The organism is Xylanibacter ruminicola 23 (assembly GCF_000025925.1).
GTDB classification, from domain to species: Bacteria; Bacteroidota; Bacteroidia; order Bacteroidales; family Bacteroidaceae; genus Prevotella; species Prevotella ruminicola.
In genome coordinates this window covers 531,792-552,882 of sequence record NC_014033.1, presented here as the reverse complement: position 1 = coordinate 552,882, position 21,091 = coordinate 531,792, and the positions used below count along the sequence as shown (strand labels likewise).

The following is a 21,091-nucleotide window of genomic DNA, read 5'->3' as shown; positions in this document are numbered from 1 at the left end:
AAATCTCAGTACCTTTGCACCCGCATTTGAGAAAATGTCAGTCATTCTTTTTACCTGGTGCCTTGGATGAGTGGCTTAGTCAACGGTCTGCAAAACCGTCTACGGCGGTTCGAATCCGCCAGGCACCTCTGAAAAATCCTCAGCAAACGCTGAGGATTTTTTTGTGCCCTGATGCTTAATCTTCAGGTGCGAGAATATCGCCAATCTCTTCGATTTCTTCCTCGTCGAACCAGCGGCTAAGCTTACTCTTGGCCTGCTCAACAATCTCGGGGTCGATACCTGTCCAAACCTTCTTCAGCACGTACAGCAGCACGGCCAAGTCGTCGGTAAGTCCGGCAATGGGGATGGCATCGGGAATCACGTCGAGCGGACTGATCATGTAACCCAGAGCACCAATGATGATAGCCTTGTCGGCCTTGCTCACCTTGTCGCTCTGCAGGGTGTAATAAAGTATCAGTGCCGCATAAACCAGTTTGGCACCAGCGCGCTTAGCAATACGCGCAATCTTCTCGGCAAATTCTGTCTGCGAAAACTTGTTCGCATAACTCATAAAATCGGGTAATTCCATCTTTTACTCTCCTTTGGTTAAGTTACTATTTTATTTTGTTATTCTGATAATTCTGATTCCAGTATGCGAGGAATGTTTCTTAAGATACTGATAGAGCGTCATGGGCTCTAACACCACCTTGTGATGCAACTGCGAGGCATTTAGCAGATGCAGTCCGTCGGCACGCCATACGGCAAAACCCAAGTGGGCGATATCAAGTCCGGCCTTATTACAGGTGATGGCAATAATATCGCCATCCTTGATAGCCTTACGCAGCATCTGACTCTTCCCCACCAGCTTTTTGGGGATATAGCGGTACTTGGCACCCGACACCTGGCGCTCCTGCTTGGCAATAGCGCTTACATACTCAGGATGCTCCTTCAGGGCCTGATAGCTCTTGGGATGGGTGCTCATGTAGTTCACCTTAACGGTTTGTACAGCAGTAAAGGGCGGATTGGGGGCCTGCACCTCGCTTACCACACCCGCCTTGGTATTATCGGTAATCCACTCGGTAAAGTAATGCAACCTGCTGGGATAGCCATTAATCACGCCACCACGATAGCGCAAACCCACCAACGCCTGCTGATAGGCCAGCCACGAGTAATCCTTGCGCTGGGCACAGAGGGTAAGGGCTGTAACGGTTTCTACCAGTGTGGTGCAATCCAGCTGACGGGTGTTTACCACCAAGCGCTCCTGCTTATCGCCTTCGAGGGTATGAGCCACATAGGGAATGCCCACAAACTTCTGGGCAAAAAACAGCGGCATACAGGTAGATGCGGGCTGCTTCTTGGCCTCGGCCAGCAAGCGGCAGATAGTGGCGCTATCCTGAGGCAGTGCCTTTACGCTGCCAAAACCTGCGGCATAAGATGTGAGGCAGGCGGTAATACCTATGATGATATATATGATACGTTTCATGCTTTACGATATTTCTTTTTCAACAAAAAATTATAGCCTATATAGGCATTGAACGAGCCAAAGATATTATTGGCTGTGAATCGCGAGGTGCGATAGTTGTTGGTGCGCAGGATAGCACTCCAACCGGCATACCAGCGGGTATTATTGTAAACCATACCAAATCGGCCGATACCATCCATATTCACCTTATCAAAGCTGAAGCCCTTCTTCTCGTCGGCTATCTCACCATAGCTCGACTTATAGCAGAGGGCAAGCTGGGCGCTGGCACAGAACAGCCAGTTTTTGGCAAACACCCAGTTATAGGCGTAGCCACCCGATATCATGAAGTCGCTGTACTTGATATCCTTGAACATCAAGCCTGAATCCAGTTTCAGTTCCTGACTACGATCCATGCGCGACTTGAGTGTGGTCTGCAGTTTATCGTAGTCCATATCGAGCGTGTTCCTGGTAAAGCCGATACCCGCCATCCACGAACCGCAGCTAATCTTCTGACAGGTACTCTGACTGAAGGCTGCCGGATAAGAGAAGCGTCCGTGATTAAAGATGTAATAGGCACTGGCACCTGTAATACCCACATTCACACCATCGAAAGGCAGTCCCTCGAACAAGTCGCCATTGAAGCCATAGCCCAGACGCACATCACGGATTTTATAATCGTTGCCAGTACGGCGATAGAAGATATCGACACCCACCTGCGACGAGTAGATACTCAGGTCGAACTCCTTACGCAAGCCACTCTGACTAAAGCCGATATTCTTGATATCGAACGTGTAGCCCAGGAAGAACCAACGCCAGCCAAAGTAAGGACCGATTTTGGTAAGTCCGTCGGGCGACAGCTTAATCTGCTGACCGTTACTACTCAAAATAAAGCTCTCGTAAGTGCGGGTAATCTGTCCCATCACCGTAAACTCGTAGTGCTGGGGCTCGATATATTCATCGTTCAGGCGGTCGAACTCGCGTACAGTTCGACGTATCAAGCCTAATTCATTCTTTGTACCAACAGTATCTACAGATAGCGTGTCGGGCCCAGCAGCCAAAGCGCTCAGCCCCACCATCATCCATAACAACACCATCAGTCCCTTCTTCATATCACAAAAAAACAATCAGAATTTGCCCAGAATACGGTCCATCACCCAGTTAACAGGCGTGGCCGACACGCTGGTACACTCGCAAACGCCAAGCCCTTGCAAATGCTCAATCATATTCTTAATAAGCGGATATTGCACGTAAGGCGGATTGGGCACCGTGATGCGCTCTTCGCCCTGATTGGTTTGCAAACGGATGGGGGTATAATCGAATACCGAGAAGCTTACCTGACCCTCGGTTCCGATAATCTCGATACAATCCTCGCGAGCCGACTCGTGGGCCACATAACACCACGAACCGCTACCCGGCAAACCATTCTCGAACTGGAAACAAGCACTCACCGAATCCTCGGCCTTGTACAGTCCGCCACGATTACTGCAGATGCCTCGCGCTTCGAGAATCACGCCAAACAAATCCTGCAGGATATCAAGCTGATGGGGCGCCATATCGTAAAAATAGCCACCACCTGCAATATCCGGTTGCAAGCGCCAAGGCAACGGCTCGTGATTGGCAATCGCCTCCAAATCGGCCTGACGTGGGGGTTCTGTATAGCGTATCTGCACATTCAGTATCTTACCAATTCTTCCACCTTCGACAATCTCTTTTACCTTCTGGAAATAAGGCAGATATCTGCGGTAGTAAGCTACAAAACAGGGCACGCCGGTCTGCTCGCTGATGCGGTTGATACGGGCACAATCCTCATAACTGGCAGCCAGCGGTTTCTCAACATAAACAGGCTTGCCGGCCTTCATGGCCATAATGGCATAAGTGGCATGACTGGAGGGCGGTGTGGCCACATAAATGGCATTCACATCAGGATCATCAATCATCTCCTGCGCATCGGTATACCATTTGGCAATACCATGCTGAACAGCATAAGTACGAGCATGCTTCTCGGTGCGACTCATCACAGCTACCACGCTCGAGCCTTCAACCTCGCTGAAAGCGGGACCGCTCTTCTTCTCGGTCACTTCGCCACAGCCTATAAAACCCCATCTTAATAACTTCATTATTAAAAAATTTGCTGCAAAGATACTAAAAAATAGGCACGAATTACACGAATTTTCGCGAATTTATTTATTTTTTCGTGTTAATTCGTGTAATTCGTGCCAAAAAACGTTATCTTTGCACGCGAAAAAATGATATTTGCAATGGATACAGAGAAAAAAGAGATAGAAATGAAGGTGCGTAGCAGTCAGGCTTGCATTCGCGACGGCTACCAGTTGTACAGTGCTAACTTTAGAAAGATATTCCGTGCCACCTGGTGGCTGGCCATCGGCTTTGCACTCCTGGCGGCTGTGGCTCAGGCTTTGCCTGTACTGATTTCACCTACCCTACTCTTACCCGCCTCGATACTGGCTATAGTAGCCGTAGGCCTCTGGCTGGCTGCAGCCAAATGGCGCCTGAAGAAGTTGCAGATGCTACCCCCGGTAACCCTGCGCTACGGCTCGTGGCTGGCACACGTAGGCAAGCTGCTGTTAGTAAGCATAGTATGTCTGGTTATCGTAGCCGCTCTGGCACTATTAACCACCCTGCCTACGGTGATACTGATTACTGCCAACTGGCAGTCGCAGGTAGGCATGCTTTACGGCGACCCATCGGGTATGCCCGAGAACGTGAAATGGCTGAGCATCGCGGTATTCGCCATAGCAGGCTTTATCCAAGCTTACGTATGGCTGACGATGGTGCTGCCCATGTATCTGGTTAAGATTTCGATGTACATGCAGGACAAAGAGAAAGAAGAATTCAACAAAAAAACAATATGAAAAAGATTTTATTTATCGACCGCGACGGAACGCTGATTGAGGAGCCTGCCGATGAGCAGATCGACAGCTTTGAAAAGCTGAAATTTGTAAAAGGAATGATACGCAACCTGGCCTTTATCCGCGAGAAACTGGACTTTGAGTTTGTAATGGTTAGTAACCAGGATGGCTTAGGAACAGAGAGTTTCCCCGAAGACACATTCTGGCCCGTACACAACTTTATTCTGCAAACACTCGAGGGCGAAGGCATTACCTTCGACGAGATTCTGATTGACCCTCACTTCCCTGAAGACAACGCACCAACCCGCAAGCCCAATATCGGATTGGTAGAAAAATATATTAACAATCCAGACTACGACATCTCCAACTCGTACGTGATTGGCGATCGCGAAACCGACCGACAATTTGCCCAGAACATCGGCTGCAAATCGCTGATTCTGAGCGACGAGGGTATCACATGGAACAAGATAGCTGAACTACTGTTTGCCGGCGAACGCATAGCCGAGGTGAAACGCACTACCAAAGAAACCGATATCTGGGTGAAAGTGAACCTCGACGGATCGGGTAAGTGCGACATCAGCACTGGTCTGGGATTCTTCGACCACATGCTGGAGCAGATTGGCAAGCATGGCATGATAGACCTGACCATCCACACCAAGGGTGACTTGGAGGTTGACGAGCACCACACCATCGAGGATACTGCCATCGCCTTAGGCGAATGTATCCTGCAGGCTCTGGGCGATAAGCGTGGTATTGAGCGCTATGGTTACTGCTTGCCGATGGACGACTGCCTGTGCTCAGCCTGTCTGGATTTCGGCGGTCGCCCCTGGCTGGTTTGGGATGCCGAATTCCATCGTGAAAAGATTGGCGAGATGCCTACCGAGATGTTCCTGCACTTCTTCAAGAGTCTGAGCGACGCATCGAAGATGAATCTGAACATCAAGGCCGAAGGCCAGAACGAGCACCACAAGATTGAAGGTATCTTTAAAGCATTGGCAAGAGCTCTGAAAATGGCTATACGCCGCGACATTTATCACTACGAACTCCCTTCAACGAAGGGAATGTTGTAGAAACAAAAAAAATCCCAGTCCAAATTTTCTGGACTGGGATTTTCCTTTTATAGATTCTGTATCACTCCCCTACCTATACCCGTTAGTTTCTCAAGTTGTCGTATCGATGCCCCTTTCTTTCTTAAATCCGCTAATGTCTTCAGTTGTTCCGCCCTTGTAAGCCCTAAAAACTCTATCATACTGGTGGTTTTAGTCATGTCGTAGAGTATCGCCAACACCTGGTCGTCCTTAGGTCGTCGCATCTCATCTGTCAGCGGACCTATACATGCCGCTTGTCTGGGTACTGGCGTCGATAGCATCCGCACCATATCCTCTCGGCTCATTTGCTGATAGTTGGCAGGAATCTCGCAAATGCGCGGCAGTTCACTCTCCTCCCCGGCATACTCATGCCAACTGCTATACGGATAGTGTTCGGCATCCCACACCTTCATACGTTCTGGTGCCTGACTGATATGTCTCAGCACCGTGTTCCATCGCTCCTCGTTCTCCACAGGTTCGCTTGCAAACCTGGCCCTGTATATGGCACCGTCGCGGTCGTATTTATCATTAAAGTAGTGTGCATAGGCCGCCGCTATGCGTCCCATCGTCACACTCACCGTGTCGGTCTCCTCTTTCAGCATCAGGTGAAAGTGGTCAGGTAGCAGGCAGTACGCATACACCGTAAAGTACCGTTCCTCGCCATCCTTTGCCGTTTGCAACCTCTCCAGTATCTCCACAAACGTCCGGTAGTCCTCATCATCTATGTAGATGTCACGGTGCCTAACACCCTGCATCAGCACATGATACACCCCCGAACGTGCCCTCACTCTCGGTTTCCTAGCCATAAAAAAATCCTCAAAAACTATTAGGAGTGCCAAGCCCCAAAGCCTCGCACTCCACAATTTTTACGCCCCAATCCGGGTTTAGTTTCTCATTACTAATGTCTCATGGCTTCTGCAACATTCTCAATAACCATGTTAACATAAGCCTCCATATTTTTTACATATGCCTTATTTGCCAATATATAAAGCGAAAGATCATTCACACGATAATGCTTAAATACATTATCACCAATTGTCGACAGAACAAACTTCACATATACCTTAAAACGCCTCGTCGCAACCCCTGGTTCATCTTTCTCATCTTCTGCTCCTATGAAAAAGAACGAAGCATTAGGATCCTTTTTCAACACATCTAACATGATGTTAAACAACGTATAGAAAATGGTTCGAGGTTCAAATGTACCTGTTCGCAAGCTGAATTTATTCTCGCTCAGCATATTAGCCTTATCAAAGAACTTTAGGCAATAAGAATGATCTCTGTATCGCTCAACGCGAACTATATATGTATGATTTGACCTTGTAGATTTAAATCTATACTGAAGCGTATATTCCAATAAATCATCATGCTCAGTTTTATCGTTCATCTGGAAGATAAACGGATATCCATCAGTCATTGCCATAGCCTACTATATCAAGATCTGATAGACTGGAATCCTAATTCGCTCGCGCTCTTCTGGGGTAACCTCCACCGCACCTGGAGTTGCATCATAGTAATCCACAGGATGGCGAAGTTTGCCATTAGGCATCCTCACAACACGCTCTCTACGAACAAGTCTAATACCCTCGTTCGTAGTTATCAACGTCTCTTTTGTATTCTTGTTATTACCCATTACAAAACTTCATTTCAAGATTCCGCCGCAAAGATAATCATTTTTCTGATACGAAAGTAGTTTTATTATCAAAAATTGCTTTAATTTCAATTAATTAATTGATTTGAGCCATCTTCGCCCTCCCATTAGTGTAACGAGTGTAATGAGAAAATGAAACTTTCACTAAGGAAATACATTTGGTTCGAGGTGAATATATTTATATAGAGAAAGTTGCAAAAACTCACTACACTCGTTACACTCTAACCATTCCAAATGCCACTTATTCTAGACACCGCTGCATGTTATCTGCATACCAATCAGCTAACGCCTCTTCAAAAGTCCATTTGAATTTGTAGCCGGATGATACCATCTTCTTGCCACAGATGTTGGTTGATATCTGCAGTTTCTTTACTCTTGCGGGGCAGATGCCCATCGGGCTACCTACCATCTTTGCACATGCCGCCATCGGCATGATGATACTATTGGGAATATATGGCACTGATTGCGACAGGCCTGTCACCTTCTTCATCGCCTTTACTATCTGCTCGATGGTATATGCAGGCTCAAAGGTGCAGTTATAGATGTCAAACGCAGTCTTACGCTCCTCTACATTCCATAGAATAAAACGCACCAACTCTTTTACATATACACAAGCCTTGATGGTATCCTTACGACCAGGATAAGCAAATGTATGCTTACGGATGCCCCAATACAGTCGAGAGAAGTTTCCGTTTTCACCACGACCGAATACTACACCAGGACGAACGATGGTTAGTTTTCTACCTTCACCACCTTTCTGCCATGCCATGTGAATCTTCTCTGCTACCAGTTTCGATATACCATAAGGTGTATTAGGTGTAGGCAGTGTATTCTCTGTCTTCAGCTGTTCCGAGGCGCCATAGGGTGCAATGCTCGATGTAAACACCATATTCTTAATACCATACTTCTCTGCAAAAGCACACATGTTCTCTGCTCCACGGATATTAGTTTCAAAATACTCAATATCCTCGTGCCCAGGTGTACGATGCACAGCTGCAAAGTTAAATATCACATCCTCTGCAGTCGGTGTAAAAGGCAGTTCGCCTATTGGTTTTCTGATATCACACTCTATATAAGTTGATCCCAGCTGCTCGCCATCCCTAACCGCAGGCTTATAATTTTTCACCACAGGGTTTGGAGTTCCCGGTTTTACTATATCCAGATTCCACACTTTTGCCTCAGGATGTACTTCGTTTAAAAGATTAGTTAGATGGGTACCGATAAATCCGGTACCACCAGTTATAATGTAATTCATATCGTTATCTTTTTTGTTCTTCTACAGCATTTTCAAAATATTCAGTAAGTCGCGCGGTTTCAGATACGGCATCAAAACCCGCATCTTTCAAATCTTGCTCACGTCCATGACGTATTGACATTGCCTTTTTTGTCTCTCCAACGACAATCTCTGCCCATTCTCTTGCAGTCTTCTTAAGGCTAATAAAATGGCCTAATTCTGCAACACATGCTTCACGAGTAACTGCATCCGAGAAAAAAACAGGTAAGCCAGATGCTTGTGATTCTATACCAACTACAGGCAGGCCTTCGTATATACTAGGAAGCAAGAATGCATCAAACGCATTATAGAACTGTTTGATGTCTTCACGTCTTCCTAACCAGCTAACTTTTTCTTTGAAACCGTATTTTTCAATCTTTTCGAGCATTCTTTGCTCTAAAGCCCCAGCTCCAATAATGACAAAATGAGAATTCTCCTGAAGTTCACAAATCTCACGAAATATTTCAATTAAGAACAATGGATTCTTCTGTGCTGCGAACCTACCTATAAAGCCAAATACTACTTTATCTTCCCATCCGAACTTCATACGAGTCACATTTCTCAACTCCGCATCAAAAGTGTTGGCTGTTGCATCCACAGGGGTTAAGAAGATAGATATTTTTCCTTCATCATAGGCTTTCTTTCCAAATTGATATATTCCACAATCCTTACCATTTGCCATAAAGTAGTTACAGAAAAGATGAGAGAACTTCTTCAAAACAGTTTTCATGGCAGTTTTCTTCTTTTCCAATGGTGAAGCCATTGTCAAACTCTCACTCACTCTTACCTTTATACCACTATAATATGCTACTGCTAATGGAAATAAATTCATCGTATTATTTGCAGCATAAAGCACGTCATATTTGTTCTCTTTAAACAACTTTCTGAGTACTTTCATGTGGGCTAATATCTTCTGATAAGGTGGTATCACATACAATCCACCACCCAGCTCTTCCACCTCCTTGTAAGGAATACTGTTAGAGTCTGCATCTACAATAAGATCAAACTTTATCCTTTCGGGGTCAAAGTTCCTCAAATAAGCCATAACTAGACTCTTTTGACCGCCAGAATCACATTTATTTACACTAATCGCTATTTTTATTGGTTTCATATCGTTTTGTCTTTTGATTCGTTGTAAAACACCTTTATTCCTTCCATAAAAGGCGTATAAGATATGTCTACATATTTTCTTAAATTTGTTATATCAAGTACCATATTAGAGACATCAACTGGACGTGGGTTTTTGTATTCAATTTTAAAGTCCTTTCCTGACACTATTTTTAGGAAAGCCAAGACATCGTTGACCGAATAGCCGCGACCAGCCCCAATATTTAAAGTGGTATTCTTTACATCCTTCTCAATTAACTGTAAAAACACTTTGGCAAGGTCATCTATATATATATAGTCTCTTACAGCAGAACCATCTCCCCAAACCTCAACAGGCTCACCTTTTAGGATTTTTCCTATTGCCACAGCCACCAATCCTTGCTTCCCAAATAAGTTTTGACCATGGCCGTATGGATTTGACGGTCTAACTATCAAATAATCTAAACCCTTTGTACGATGCATAAAGAGAATGCTGTTCTCCATCATCTGTTTCGACCATCCATAATATGAAATTGGAGCCATTGGATCCTGCTCTACAAAGGGAAGTACATCGTTACGATTGCCATATATTGTTCCACCAGACGAAAAATATACAAATTTAACCTCTCTTTCGGCACAAATCTCCATCAATTCAATCGAAGGAAAAATCATGTTCTTATACTCTTCCTTATAACTCTCGTATGTACTGCCAGGAATTAAGGTTGATACCAAATGAACCACGACGTCAATCTCATATTCCTCAATGATCCTAGCCAAATCTTTAATGTCGTTTATTGAAGTAATATGTAATCTCACAGGCAGACCGTTAAGCCGCTTTGTATATTCAACCGCTGGCTCACAGACATGAATTTCATATTTGTCATTCGGCAAACCTTTAATCAGGTTCGAGCCAATAAAACCGGCACCACCAATAAAGAGTATTTTCTTCATTTTAAACTCTTTGCTATTTGTAAAATTTTCATAAATAATCACGATTAGTTCACGATGTCAACATTCTTGGCACCGACAATATATATTATGGATGGAGTAATCGTATAATCACAGCTGTTATAAGATTGCTCATCCCCATTTAAGTTATATATTTTGTACTTACCTTTTATATTAAGTTTTACTACCTCCTCCGATTTCGAAGTCCACAAAGCCCACACATTTTTTCCATCAGGCCTTTTCCATGTTGCAGAATAAACATTCCCATTTTTTTCCAACTTCGGCCTTGTAGATCTGTTTGGGCATATTTTAATAAGTGTTTTGTATGAATAATACGCAGGTTTGGGAGTATAATCTTTATGCACTAAACCAAAAAAACATTCCTTATCATTTTTGTTAATTTCATTTGAACGTGTTTTATACCAAAATACTTTTTCAATTCCACATGCAAAAGAGATAATAAATATACGAGGTAATCTAATACTTTGAGTCATCTCGGATGCCCAACCTTTCATTGTTGTACAGCCAGTTTCTGTTAGCCAAACCTTTTTATTTATCTTATACCTTATAAAATAATCATTTAATTTCTTAAAATAGGGAATCAACCTTTCTGGCTCTCTGTCTTTATTAGCGTAATTATGAATATTCATTATGTCAAAATAACGAGAAGCCCCTAATTCTATAGTCCGTTCAAAGAATCCGCAATTTACATCACAAAGCCCACTGTATACAACATCTTTTTGGGGATAATTGTTCTTAACAATAGAATAGGCACTTTTCAGCATTTTTACATATTCCTCTGGAGTAAAATCTTTTATTCTATATTTAACCAAATCTGCTTCATTTACAATTTCCCAACAATTAACCCTATCTTTAAACTTACGAGTAGTTGCTTTTACGTATATCTCCCATTGATTTAAAGTGCGTCGAGGAGTAAATGGTGTTAAAATTCCCAATATTTTCAAATCATCTCCTATGACATCCAAAGCCTCTTTATGCTGTGTATAGTTAAAAGCATCATTTTCTTTAGGTTGACATACATACCAATCAAGATCCGTACGAACATAATCTATGCCAAGGTCAACCATCAATTTCTTTTCATTGTTTCTCGTGTCAAAGTCAAATAACACGCCATCTCTAGTTATATGACTACATATGCCGTAAGAATTGGATAGTTTTTCGATACTATCAAATAAAGTTTGTGTTTTTTCTTTCTTTGCCATACACGAATTTAGGAACCCCCAAACACAACATATCAACACGATTCTTTTCATATCCTTATAATTTTGCCAATCCTTTACTATATATCCTGTATCTTTTAGATTTCATTAATAAGTTTTCGCGAGACACAACATGATGCCCAAAAGACTTTCCATAAAATAACAAAGACGTACCAAATCCATATAGTTTAAGGTTGTGAAAGTTGACAACAATCAATTCGAAAGGAATATCCATAGGAAGTTCTTCTACCTCACATTTTTTTTCTTTAAACATATTAAGAATCAAATGTCTCGCTTCGGCCTTTTGAGCAGGATGAAATTTTATATAATTTTTTGATTCTGCAAATTCATTTATTAAGACCTTTACGGCATTATTGTATAGATTTCCCTCAACTTGTCCCAATTCAACAGCGCCTTCAAGAAGAAAAAACGGACGCTGTTCGTCTATGCTAACACTGATAGGAATATGAGGCCATTTTACCAAGATTGTCTGCTCTGGCGCATCGCAGAAGTAGTCTTTATCAAAGGCAAAAGCCTTTACCGGTCGTGAATAGGGGGTGTGCTCGTTAGGAAACCAATTAGAACACTTCCATACCCTCGAGTCATTATGCAGTATCAATTTGTTATACACTGCATTCAGGAAGGATATCTTGCCCGTTTGTAAAGGTATCATAGCCCTCCCTCCCTCTTGTATAAAAAAAATCTCATCACAACGCGGATTAGTCGCCATTATTTGGAAAGCATGGTGCTGCAAATGTGGAATATAAAGCCTATATGCTCTGCCAGAAGTGTGTTCTTGTACAAAATCATCAAAAAAAGAAACTAAATCATCTCTTATTTTTTTGTTGTAAAAAAAATTACGTCTCGACCAGCTAAGCATTATGTAAAAAGTATCTTCCATTTGGTTGCTAATGTCAACACTTTCAATATCTGTCGGGATAGTGGTCTTGTAATTTCGTGAATATACAAACAAAACATCTTTATGAGGAAGATTTAAATAATCAACTACACCAATAGATGTAAGGAAAAGCGTATGAGAATGTATGAAAAAGAGATGTTTCATCACTTTGCCTTATATGTTTCCAGAATCTTTTCAGCGAATTCAAAATCCTCAGGCCAGTCTATATCAACTCCTTCAATCTTATCAACAAGGGCCATATATGGCTTAAAACCTATGCGTTGCTTGTGTACTTTCCATACATCACGTTTGAACATAAAGAACGCGCTAGTCTCAACATATACAGGTTCTATGGTCTGGGTACGTGGGATTTCCTTCAAATCATAGTTCAATGTTTTACCCTTGTACCAAGCAAAAGTTTGAATCTTCTCTGCAGAAAAGGCTGAATCATAATCATCTTTTTCTATTTTGTCGAGGGCATTCTCAAAGGTTTCAACCTTCATGAAGGGAGACGTGGTATGGGCAAGGATATAGACATCAGCATCCACAGTCTTAGTAAACTCCTCGTATATTTCCTTGCCCAAAGTTTCATCCCTATCTAAGAACTCTGGGCGTTTTAAGAATTTAACACCTTCAGGGAGGTATTTGATAACATCCTCATTACTGCAATAGCAGTATACTTCATCTACTCCTTTTGCCTTTGCAAGAGTTTCAAGTACATAACACATCAAGGGTTTATCACCCAACATTTTCAAATTCTTACCTACCACACGTTTACTATTCAAACGAATGGGAACAAATGCTACAGTTTTCATATTTGTATTGACTTTTACATACAACTAAATGCGTCGATAATGCCAACAAATTCTTGGGTATCATTGACAACCACTAATGAATGAATATTATACTGACGCATCATCTTCTCTGCATCAGATAATTTCGCATTCTCACTGACCACCTTGGGATTACATGACATAACTTCTTTAACAGTCAGCTCAAAAAATATATCCTGTTTGCTCTGCATAGCACGACGAACATCACCATCAGTCACAACACCGGCGATCTTACCATTGTCAACGGCAACAGCAATTCCTTGTTTGGTCTTACTGATTTCAATAATGGTCTCCGAAATCTTCTGATCAAGAGTTACTATAGGCAGATTTGTTGAAACCATAGCATTCTTCACTTTTGTCAACAACCGTTTGCCGAGACTTCCACCAGGATGAAACTGTGCAAAATCCTCAGGGCGAAAATGACGTATTTCAATCAATGCACATGCCAAAGCATCGCCCATTGCCAACGTAGCTGTTGTTGAAGAAGTCGGAGCGAGGTTCAATGGATCTGCTTCACGTTTTACTTTAATATTCAAATGACAAGTTGAGTATTGTGCTAACAATGATTCCGGATTTCCAGACATTCCGATAATTGGAATGTTTCTTTCTAACAGTAGCGGAATGAATCTTAGTAGTTCATCTGTGTTGCCAGAATTACTGATTGCCAATACTACATCATCGGACGTAAACATACCCAAATCACCGTGGAATGCGTCCAATGGATTTACGAAAAACGAAGGTGTACCTGTACTTGCCAACGTAGCGGCGATTTTGGCGCCGATATGGCCAGACTTTCCAACTCCCGTAATAACAAAGCGTCCTTTACAATTATATATAAGGTTAACCGCTTTGGAGAAATCATCCGTCAAGAGCGGTATTAAATCTAATATCGCCTGTGCCTCATCCTGAAAACACTTGATGGCATATTTATTTGCGTCAATCATAAAATATTTAATCTATCAACGATTTTACAATAGATTCAAAATCCTTTAATGCCACCATGTTGGGACCATCGCTCAATGCGTTATCTGGGTCAGGATGAATTTCGAAAAAGAAACCTGTAGCACCAAAAGCTTTTGCTGCCAGAGCCATAGCTGGCACAAACTCTCTATTGCCTCCAGTTTTTCCGCCAGCAGCACCTGGTCGTTGCACAGAGTGAGTGCAATCCATGATAACAGTATCAGTAAACTTCTTCATATCGGCAATATTACGGAAATCCACCGCGAGGTTATTGTATCCATACATATTACCACGCTCAGTGAGCCAAACTCTATCGTTACCACTCTCGCGTACTTTCTGTACGGGATATTCCATATCCATACCACTCAAGAACTGGGCTTTCTTAATATTTACCACTTTTCCTGTGTTGGCTGCAGCAACTAGCAAATCTGTTTGTCGACATAAGAAGGCTGGTATCTGCAACACATCTACAACTTCTCCAGCTGGAGCAGCTTGATATGACTCATGAATATCTGTGAGGAGCTTCAGGCCATACTTCTCGCGAATATCATTCAACATAATAAGACCTTTTTCCATACCAGGCCCACGATAAGAACTAATACTAGTTCTATTTGCCTTATCAAAAGAAGACTTGAAAATTATGTTTATACCGTACTTTCTGTTGATACGGACTATTTCCTTTGCGACCTCGTCAAGACAATCACTGGATTCTATAACACAAGGTCCTGCAATAATAATTGGTTCCATTATGCGTAACTATCTAAATTAATATTTGTTGTATAAGGGACTATTTCCTCTATGTTGCGTCATCTCAATTCGGGAGTCTCATTGAAAAGATGGTAAACATAAGATAATAAAAGTATATAAAGAATATTGGCATATCAATTATTTTCATCCATAACAACAATAGCATAAAAAGTGTTGTAAAGCTATAATATCTGAATCTGTATTGCTGAAAATTCGAGTATTCGTGAAGTAGGAAACGCTTAACGATTATATTTTCATATCCCCCAAACTTACCCTTTACACTTAACTCTATCATAACTCTGACTGGATATACGAATAGAATAGCAATGGCATCCTTGCTAAAAAAAACACCCAACGAGATCAGAATTGGTGCATAATACCTTACAAACATCAACCAGGCATGGAGTACTAAATTCCATTTGCATCTAATTCTGTTGTAAACGAGATAAGAAGGAATTAATATGAATGAAAATAAACATATCAGCAAATTCACTCTACGCACATACAAAAGGGCTGCAATTAATACTGCAGCGACAATCTTTCCTGTATAAATACTGATACGATGCTTCTCATATAATTGATATTCTGTGGATTTTAAACGGAGCGTAGGATTCGATTCCTTCTTTATCGTCTCGCAATCGTTCTCAATATATCCAACCTCATATAAAACATAAACCAACAGAAAACCTAACAACAAATTTACTATTGAGTATTCTCTCCATACTAAGAATAGGAATATGGGCAAGAAATAAGTCAATATAAACCTAACGACACCTTTTGTCGAAGAATGTCGTGTCCTTAAAGTATAGTAACCAGGAATAAAGAATGTCAGATACGGATATATTCGCATTTCATTAATGTGTTTTGATTTAAATATCGAGCCCATTTGTCTCGTTTATTGTCGTATTGTACCAAATAGGCATGTTTCGAAGCTCTAATAATGTCAGCATCACCATAATTATCTGTAATAACATCAAATGAAATTCCGCCTGTTAGCTCTAACGTTTTTTCTAATTTCCCCTTTAATAAGTCACAGCCTAATTTTCCGCTACAACATCCTTCTTTAAAAAGAAGTTCAGATGCAGCCCAAATCGGGACATTCTCCATTCTCGACACTTCCTCAGCAATAATGTCTAATGTTGCCGAAACTAATATCAATTGTGCACCTTTATTACGATAACGATCAATAACCCCAAAGCAATCCAAGTTTTTTCTTGGCAATAAAAATTTCTCATAAAACTCGGATACCTTCTTTGATAATTCATTCTTGGAATATCCACATAGAAGTTGTATCAGCTCCATGCGCATTATATCACAGCCAGTCAGCTTAAAGAAAATATGATTAAGTTTGCATATAACGCGATTTTTTCTAAGCAAACCAATAATCTTATATCGACGTTTTGTACCAAAGTGATATTTAATAAAGTCGAACGTCGTATTAGATTGATACAATGTACCACAGATGTCAATGATTAGAACTGTTGATGTCATTTCCTTTATAATCCAAACCCAGATGTCTCTTTATAAAATCTTTTTTTTCGCTCGGCATTAAGGCCTTTAGTCGTTTCCATGTGTAAGCAGTAACCATACCCCAGAAAGTCCTCCTTCTGAAAACGACATCCAAACAATATGCTTGCTGCTGGGCCCAGTTACCTTGTTGAGAAATTCCACCGCCTTCAAAAACTGCAATAATTGGAGTGATTTTCATAACACTTTCTTCCGGGATCTGAGCAAAGAAAATAAAATCAGAAATGATAATCTTTGGAGTCACAACATATAATCCATGTACATCATGAAGCTTCCTTTTATAGATAATACATTGATGAATGAGGCTTCCTGTATGGAAGTCCATTTTTCTAACAATCCTTTCCTTTTTCTTGTTAAGGACATATATATCTGAATACAGGAAATCTATGCTTTTGGGGATGTCTCCACTAAAAACTTTTTCTATTACACATTCATTAGTGAATATATCACCTGCATTCATAAAACAAAGCCACTCACTTGATGCCATCTTTATTCCTTTATTCATAGCATCATAAATACCTTTATCAGGTTCGCTAATCCACTTACTGATTTTATCTTGTTTTTCTTTTATGACATTTAATGTACCATCCGTACTTCCCCCATCAATAATGATATATTCTAATGAAGAATAAGATTGAGTAAGAACAGAATTAATGGTTCTTTCTAAACCATCTTTATCATTAAAGACAACCGTAATAATTGAAATTGTTTTATTCATTTTTTACTTAAGTTTCTATACAGGCTGGCTCTACTAATAAACAAAACTGTTATCATATACATAGCAGGAACCATCATATAATACAAATTATTGTTCATACTTGCGAGTAAGACAAAACCAACATATAAAACTAATTTTTCTATTACTGGAAGTCCCTTAAGAACTTTCCACCAGATAATTAGTGCAGACAGAACAAATATGCCACCAACAATCATTCCATACTCACCAAGTATCATTATTATGCCATTCTCACCGAAAGGATTCTCTACCCCTCCCAATAGTTTATCTGTAAACGGCAAAGATAGGTAGAAATTTAACGTCCATATTCGATACATCGATGACTCATCGTCAGCACCATTTGCAATAAATCTTGGAGCAATTTCTTCAATATTTTCAAAAATATAAAATATAATTAGACCGATGATAAACAATTCCAAAACTTTCAGTATATTATTCTGTTTCATCAAGTCCCGCCAAAACACTATAATTAATAATAACACAGATATAATTGCAGCACCTCTTGATTGAAAAGCATAAAATATTGACAAGAGAGACACAAATAGAAAAATTTTATTCAGGATTGATGGCATTATTTTAGAGAAGTAAACTGCAAAAGATAAGAACATTAAAATATTAGAATTCGTTAGAGGGTGCCCAAAAAGAGCCATAGCCCTATAATGATTTTCATCATTCACATCATCATAGATCTCAGACAAAAGGTCCATTTTATTTACCTTGGCATTAACCTCGAATAAATGAGTCATTGAAAATCTTTCATAATACGCAATTAATACATTTGATATTAATAAAGCAACAATTAGTACAAACAATGGTTTTAAATACCGGTAATCTTCATTTTTTATAGAAAGGCATAACAGCATAGGGGACGCAAAGCCGAAATAATAACTTACACTTTTAGGGAAAAGGACAAAAGCTCCTAAGAACAATGCAAACATATAAATAAAGACAGGTAGCAATATTTTATTATTAAATATTTCTTTTGTCCTAAAGATGCATAATCCTATTGTTGACAATTCCATAAAAGCATTAAGCACACTGGCATTTACGTGATATAGAACTGGCGTAAAATAGAACATTAGTGAAAAGGTAACCAAATATATAAAAACTACACCTATATTCATAGCGTAAATAAAAGCTTGTGATTTTTATAAATTACGGTATATCTCTGCCAACTTCCTGGCTGATTTCTCCCAAGAATACCTTTTTAACCTTTCGTTTTGCCTAGCCAGTAAATCTAACCGTTCTCTTACTGAAAAATTAAGAAATTGTTCCATTACCTGATTCAAGTCAGATTGTATATTATCCAAATGGAAATAAACAGCAGCATCACCAGCGATTTCAGGGAAACAACTTGCATGATTTAGCAATACTGGACATTTGGCCTTATATGCTTCTAATATTGGAATTCCAAATCCTTCATACTCAGATGGATATATGAAACAAAGGGCGAATCTATATAAATTGACAAGTTCTTCGTCAGATGCTCTCATGTGTATCATATTTCTTTCAACACGAAGAGTTTTAAATAATCTATTCTCCTCATCTGTAAAATCTGGCCCTGTACAGACTATACTAATATCTGGTCGGCGATGTAAAATAGGAACCAAAGACTTTACCATAGGAATAAAATTCTTATATAAATGCCTCATGCCTACATATAAAATGTATTTTCCTTCCATAATAGGCGTGGAAAGAAGACTGTTTTCCTTATCAGGAGCGCCATGATATATAACAGAAATCTTCTGTTGTGGTACATTTAGAATGTCGACTAGGTCCTTCTTGGTTTTCTCTGAAACAGCAATAATATGAGCCGCTTTATCACATAATATAGGTTTCATTCTAGCTTGTAAATCCACTTTCTTGAACATGAGTTCAGGAATCATATCATGTACTGTCAAAACAAACGGCTTATTCTTAAGGTAAGGTAAAAAATACCCATCAAAATATGTTGGATGAAATACATCGAAATCCTGTTTGTTTAGCAACTCAATGCTTTTCTTCAAATTTCTTCCTGAAGTTGTAAAAAACGGGAGAATAGATGTAATCGTATTATACAAACGAGACTTCCCCTTAAAGCTATTATGAGAGATAAAGTTTCTAAAGGAAAGCCTCTCTTTTGGTACATCAACTAAATTAGAATTTCTCAAATGTTCATTATCAGTCTCACAAATTGCTATCTCGTAATCTATATCTGGTGGAAGGTTTTCTATTAACTTAACAAAACAATTTGAAACACCTCCATATTTCTGATACTGGAAAGCCTGATGGTCATACAGAATTCTCATTTAAAATTTCTTTTTTAATCTCGAACATAATGCAAACTGCTCATTTCTCGTCAACCCCAAAACATATAAAGTAGCAATAGTAAACAGAACTGTCAAAATAAGCCCGACGACATGAATAACGAAATCAGCTTTAGTAAGCAACATATTATACACACAACAATAAAGAGATAAAACTAAAACGATTCTTAGTGATGGGTTGTAGACATTTTTTACAAAAGAACTTATTCTATATGTTGTAAGTTTAGCCAGGAAATAGAATTGAACTGCTTTATAAACAACATCTGTCAGAATAAATGCAAGAATTATAGCATAGGGTCTGAAGCCTATTGCAAAGAGGCAGAAAGATATTGGTAATCCTATCAGTAACAATGAGCTAGCAGATAATTGATACCACTTGATTTGACCTGTCGCTTGAATTATTGGATCTATACCTGCTGCAATCGATCTTATAAATATACTCAATAGTGTCCACTGACATAATACAAGTGTTTGGTCTGGTATAGTTCCCAACCATAATTTTAATAAAAATTCCAATTCTATCCAGACAGGAAAGACAATAAGTAACATCACATAAATGCTATACTTTGAAACTTTTTCAACAAGGGCAAAAGCACGATTTTTATCATTTGAAGAATAATATTGGGTAATCTGAGGTGTTGCAGCAGTATTAAGGTTGTTAACAAATTGAATAACAAAATTCTCTATTTGATTGGCAATAGCAAAAGCTCCATTAACCATAGTCCCAAAGAAATAATTTATAATAATCGTACTACCTTGACTTCTTGAAAGATAGGCCGCAGCACCAATTGTTGTATAATTATTATAAGAAAGCATTTCTTTAAACAAAATCTTATCTTTATATATTCGCGGTCTAACAATTGGATAATGATAAACAAAACAATATATACCCATTAAAAGAAAAGACATAGTAGTAACGACACACATCCCAATAGCGTAGAACCGAAGGACATTACCTTGATACATTAATAACAGCACAACTAAAGGTATTTTAAGTAGTGCAGAAACAATTTGGAAAATGGACATTTGGAAAAATTTCTCTAATGCGGTCATTAATCCCTGGAATGGAATCATAATTAGATTTATGCTTGCCACAATGGTAGAAAGTATAAAAACAAATAACGCATCATATAGTTTGTTGGGATTTATTTGCAAATATGAAAAGATATACCAAATGCCAACTGTCATAGCGACAAGAAGCAACAAACCTGCAAGTAATATATGAATTGCAATACTAATATTAAAAACTTTATTCAGATTACCATCCTTTTGTTTTCCCATTTCAACGTTTATATAACGCCGCGTTGTAGTATGCATTGCTATTCCAACAATATTAAGCATAGTCACAATGCCTCCCAAGACATTATATAAGCCATAATCACTTACGCCTAAGGCTTTAAGCACATATCGAGTGGTCAGTAATCCTATCAGGATGCCGATTATCATTCTCGCATATATGACAAACGTATTTATAGCGATTTTTTTATTTCCGGTAGAATAGTCCATG

General features: G+C 39.8%; 21 protein-coding genes and 1 tRNA gene. 3 read left to right on the top strand and 19 right to left on the bottom strand.

Translation table 11 applies throughout. The annotated features are described in order from the left end of the window. Nucleotides 1-56 precede the first annotated feature (56 nt). Nucleotides 57-128, top strand: a tRNA-Cys gene (locus PRU_RS02330). Nucleotides 129-175: 47 nt separating this feature from the next. On the opposite strand, the gene PRU_RS02325 is transcribed toward PRU_RS02330, so the two are convergent. Genes PRU_RS02325 through PRU_RS02310 form a run of 4 tightly spaced genes read right to left on the bottom strand, consistent with a single transcriptional unit; the run spans nucleotide 176 to nucleotide 3,558 of the window. Beyond that, nucleotides 176-568, bottom strand: coding sequence for a YkvA family protein (locus PRU_RS02325; protein WP_013064268.1), 393 nt, complete (start codon nucleotides 566-568; stop codon nucleotides 176-178). A 30-nt stretch (nucleotides 569-598) separates the two neighbouring features. Further along, nucleotides 599-1,462: an N-acetylmuramoyl-L-alanine amidase-like domain-containing protein gene (locus tag PRU_RS02320; protein ID WP_013064834.1), complete on the bottom strand. Its 864-nt coding sequence runs from the start codon at nucleotides 1,460-1,462 to the stop codon at nucleotides 599-601. Beyond that, entirely contained in the window at nucleotides 1,459-2,550 is a 1,092-nt protein-coding gene (locus PRU_RS02315) for a DUF4421 domain-containing protein (protein WP_041385558.1), read from the bottom strand. Before PRU_RS02315 ends, PRU_RS02320 begins: the two co-directional genes overlap by 4 nt. Before the next feature lie 15 nt (nucleotides 2,551-2,565). Continuing rightward, a complete protein-coding gene (locus PRU_RS02310; protein ID WP_013064251.1) occupies nucleotides 2,566-3,558 on the bottom strand; it encodes a Gfo/Idh/MocA family protein in 993 nt (330 codons plus the stop codon). Between the two features lie 141 nt (nucleotides 3,559-3,699). Here PRU_RS02310 and PRU_RS02305 point away from each other — a divergent pair, with 141 nt between their 5' ends. Beyond that, nucleotides 3,700-4,314 carry a hypothetical protein gene (locus PRU_RS02305; RefSeq protein WP_041385557.1) on the top strand — a complete coding sequence of 205 codons (615 nt, stop codon included), beginning with the start codon at nucleotides 3,700-3,702 and terminating at the stop codon, nucleotides 4,312-4,314. Then, on the top strand, nucleotides 4,311-5,381 hold the full coding sequence (hisB, locus tag PRU_RS02300) for a bifunctional histidinol-phosphatase/imidazoleglycerol-phosphate dehydratase HisB (protein ID WP_013064462.1): 1,071 nt from the start codon (nucleotides 4,311-4,313) through the stop codon (nucleotides 5,379-5,381). Before PRU_RS02305 ends, hisB begins: the two co-directional genes overlap by 4 nt. A gap of 47 nt (nucleotides 5,382-5,428) precedes the next feature. Here the strand turns inward: hisB and PRU_RS02295 are convergent, their stop codons facing one another. The 15 genes from PRU_RS02295 to PRU_RS02215 all read right to left on the bottom strand — a co-directional run bounded on the left by PRU_RS02295 (nucleotide 5,429) and on the right by PRU_RS02215 (nucleotide 21,090). Further along, nucleotides 5,429-6,205: a transposase gene (locus tag PRU_RS02295; protein ID WP_013063263.1), complete on the bottom strand. Its 777-nt coding sequence runs from the start codon at nucleotides 6,203-6,205 to the stop codon at nucleotides 5,429-5,431. Nucleotides 6,206-6,297: 92 nt separating this feature from the next. Then, nucleotides 6,298-6,822, bottom strand: coding sequence for a hypothetical protein (locus tag PRU_RS02290; RefSeq protein WP_013065370.1), 525 nt, complete (start codon nucleotides 6,820-6,822; stop codon nucleotides 6,298-6,300). 469 nt (nucleotides 6,823-7,291) lie between these two features. After that, nucleotides 7,292-8,305, bottom strand: a complete 1,014-nt coding sequence (locus PRU_RS02280) for an NAD-dependent epimerase/dehydratase family protein (protein ID WP_013063455.1) — start codon at nucleotides 8,303-8,305, stop codon at nucleotides 7,292-7,294. Nucleotides 8,306-8,309: 4 nt separating this feature from the next. After that, nucleotides 8,310-9,434: a glycosyltransferase gene (locus tag PRU_RS02275; protein WP_013064620.1), complete on the bottom strand. Its 1,125-nt coding sequence runs from the start codon at nucleotides 9,432-9,434 to the stop codon at nucleotides 8,310-8,312. Further along, nucleotides 9,431-10,360: an NAD-dependent epimerase/dehydratase family protein gene (locus PRU_RS02270; RefSeq protein WP_013063943.1), complete on the bottom strand. Its 930-nt coding sequence runs from the start codon at nucleotides 10,358-10,360 to the stop codon at nucleotides 9,431-9,433. Before PRU_RS02270 ends, PRU_RS02275 begins: the two co-directional genes overlap by 4 nt. A 44-nt stretch (nucleotides 10,361-10,404) precedes the next feature. Continuing rightward, nucleotides 10,405-11,580, bottom strand: coding sequence for a hypothetical protein (locus PRU_RS02265; RefSeq protein ID WP_143040153.1), 1,176 nt, complete (start codon nucleotides 11,578-11,580; stop codon nucleotides 10,405-10,407). Nucleotides 11,581-11,635: 55 nt separating this feature from the next. Further along, nucleotides 11,636-12,640: a polysialyltransferase family glycosyltransferase gene (locus PRU_RS02260; RefSeq protein ID WP_013064250.1), complete on the bottom strand. Its 1,005-nt coding sequence runs from the start codon at nucleotides 12,638-12,640 to the stop codon at nucleotides 11,636-11,638. Next, on the bottom strand, nucleotides 12,640-13,290 hold the full coding sequence (locus tag PRU_RS02255) for an acylneuraminate cytidylyltransferase family protein (RefSeq protein ID WP_041386544.1): 651 nt from the start codon (nucleotides 13,288-13,290) through the stop codon (nucleotides 12,640-12,642). Before PRU_RS02255 ends, PRU_RS02260 begins: the two co-directional genes overlap by 1 nt. Nucleotides 13,291-13,304: 14 nt before the next feature. After that, nucleotides 13,305-14,252: a KpsF/GutQ family sugar-phosphate isomerase gene (locus tag PRU_RS02250; protein WP_013064732.1), complete on the bottom strand. Its 948-nt coding sequence runs from the start codon at nucleotides 14,250-14,252 to the stop codon at nucleotides 13,305-13,307. A 7-nt stretch (nucleotides 14,253-14,259) separates the two neighbouring features. Continuing rightward, a complete protein-coding gene (gene kdsA, locus PRU_RS02245; RefSeq protein WP_013064935.1) occupies nucleotides 14,260-15,015 on the bottom strand; it encodes a 3-deoxy-8-phosphooctulonate synthase in 756 nt (251 codons plus the stop codon). Between the two features lie 828 nt (nucleotides 15,016-15,843). Then, nucleotides 15,844-16,506: a haloacid dehalogenase-like hydrolase gene (locus tag PRU_RS02235; RefSeq protein WP_013063606.1), complete on the bottom strand. Its 663-nt coding sequence runs from the start codon at nucleotides 16,504-16,506 to the stop codon at nucleotides 15,844-15,846. Beyond that, nucleotides 16,481-17,260: a glycosyltransferase family 2 protein gene (locus PRU_RS02230; protein ID WP_013065088.1), complete on the bottom strand. Its 780-nt coding sequence runs from the start codon at nucleotides 17,258-17,260 to the stop codon at nucleotides 16,481-16,483. The genes PRU_RS02235 and PRU_RS02230 overlap by 26 nt, the downstream gene beginning before the upstream one ends. Further along, nucleotides 17,257-18,402 carry a hypothetical protein gene (locus PRU_RS02225; protein ID WP_013064801.1) on the bottom strand — a complete coding sequence of 382 codons (1,146 nt, stop codon included), beginning with the start codon at nucleotides 18,400-18,402 and terminating at the stop codon, nucleotides 17,257-17,259. Before PRU_RS02225 ends, PRU_RS02230 begins: the two co-directional genes overlap by 4 nt. Nucleotides 18,403-18,426: 24 nt before the next feature. Then, nucleotides 18,427-19,566 carry a glycosyltransferase family 4 protein gene (locus tag PRU_RS02220; protein ID WP_013064337.1) on the bottom strand — a complete coding sequence of 380 codons (1,140 nt, stop codon included), beginning with the start codon at nucleotides 19,564-19,566 and terminating at the stop codon, nucleotides 18,427-18,429. Next, on the bottom strand, nucleotides 19,567-21,090 hold the full coding sequence (locus PRU_RS02215; protein ID WP_013063975.1) for an oligosaccharide flippase family protein: 1,524 nt from the start codon (nucleotides 21,088-21,090) through the stop codon (nucleotides 19,567-19,569). It abuts the gene before it with no gap. Between the last annotated feature and the right edge of the window lies 1 nt (nucleotide 21,091).

Coding starts and splice junctions, on each gene's coding strand:
- PRU_RS02215 (WP_013063975.1), bottom strand. CDS start 21,090: ATGGACTATTCTACCGGAAATAAAAAAATCGCTATAAATACGTTTGTC.
- PRU_RS02220 (WP_013064337.1), bottom strand. CDS start 19,566: ATGAGAATTCTGTATGACCATCAGGCTTTCCAGTATCAGAAATATGGA.
- PRU_RS02255 (WP_041386544.1), bottom strand. CDS start 13,290: ATGAAAACTGTAGCATTTGTTCCCATTCGTTTGAATAGTAAACGTGTG.
- PRU_RS02325 (WP_013064268.1), bottom strand. CDS start 568: ATGGAATTACCCGATTTTATGAGTTATGCGAACAAGTTTTCGCAGACA.
- kdsA (WP_013064935.1), bottom strand. CDS start 15,015: ATGGAACCAATTATTATTGCAGGACCTTGTGTTATAGAATCCAGTGAT.
- PRU_RS02295 (WP_013063263.1), bottom strand. CDS start 6,205: ATGGCTAGGAAACCGAGAGTGAGGGCACGTTCGGGGGTGTATCATGTG.
- PRU_RS02315 (WP_041385558.1), bottom strand. CDS start 2,550: ATGAAGAAGGGACTGATGGTGTTGTTATGGATGATGGTGGGGCTGAGC.
- PRU_RS02280 (WP_013063455.1), bottom strand. CDS start 8,305: ATGAATTACATTATAACTGGTGGTACCGGATTTATCGGTACCCATCTA.
- PRU_RS02230 (WP_013065088.1), bottom strand. CDS start 17,260: ATGAATAAAACAATTTCAATTATTACGGTTGTCTTTAATGATAAAGAT.
- PRU_RS02265 (WP_143040153.1), bottom strand. CDS start 11,580: ATGGCAAAGAAAGAAAAAACACAAACTTTATTTGATAGTATCGAAAAA.
- PRU_RS02235 (WP_013063606.1), bottom strand. CDS start 16,506: ATGACATCAACAGTTCTAATCATTGACATCTGTGGTACATTGTATCAA.
- PRU_RS02250 (WP_013064732.1), bottom strand. CDS start 14,252: ATGATTGACGCAAATAAATATGCCATCAAGTGTTTTCAGGATGAGGCA.
- PRU_RS02290 (WP_013065370.1), bottom strand. CDS start 6,822: ATGGCAATGACTGATGGATATCCGTTTATCTTCCAGATGAACGATAAA.
- PRU_RS02320 (WP_013064834.1), bottom strand. CDS start 1,462: ATGAAACGTATCATATATATCATCATAGGTATTACCGCCTGCCTCACA.
- PRU_RS02310 (WP_013064251.1), bottom strand. CDS start 3,558: ATGAAGTTATTAAGATGGGGTTTTATAGGCTGTGGCGAAGTGACCGAG.
- PRU_RS02270 (WP_013063943.1), bottom strand. CDS start 10,360: ATGAAGAAAATACTCTTTATTGGTGGTGCCGGTTTTATTGGCTCGAAC.
- PRU_RS02275 (WP_013064620.1), bottom strand. CDS start 9,434: ATGAAACCAATAAAAATAGCGATTAGTGTAAATAAATGTGATTCTGGC.
- hisB (WP_013064462.1), top strand. CDS start 4,311: ATGAAAAAGATTTTATTTATCGACCGCGACGGAACGCTGATTGAGGAG.
- PRU_RS02260 (WP_013064250.1), bottom strand. CDS start 12,640: ATGAAACATCTCTTTTTCATACATTCTCATACGCTTTTCCTTACATCT.
- PRU_RS02225 (WP_013064801.1), bottom strand. CDS start 18,402: ATGAATATAGGTGTAGTTTTTATATATTTGGTTACCTTTTCACTAATG.
- PRU_RS02305 (WP_041385557.1), top strand. CDS start 3,700: ATGGATACAGAGAAAAAAGAGATAGAAATGAAGGTGCGTAGCAGTCAG.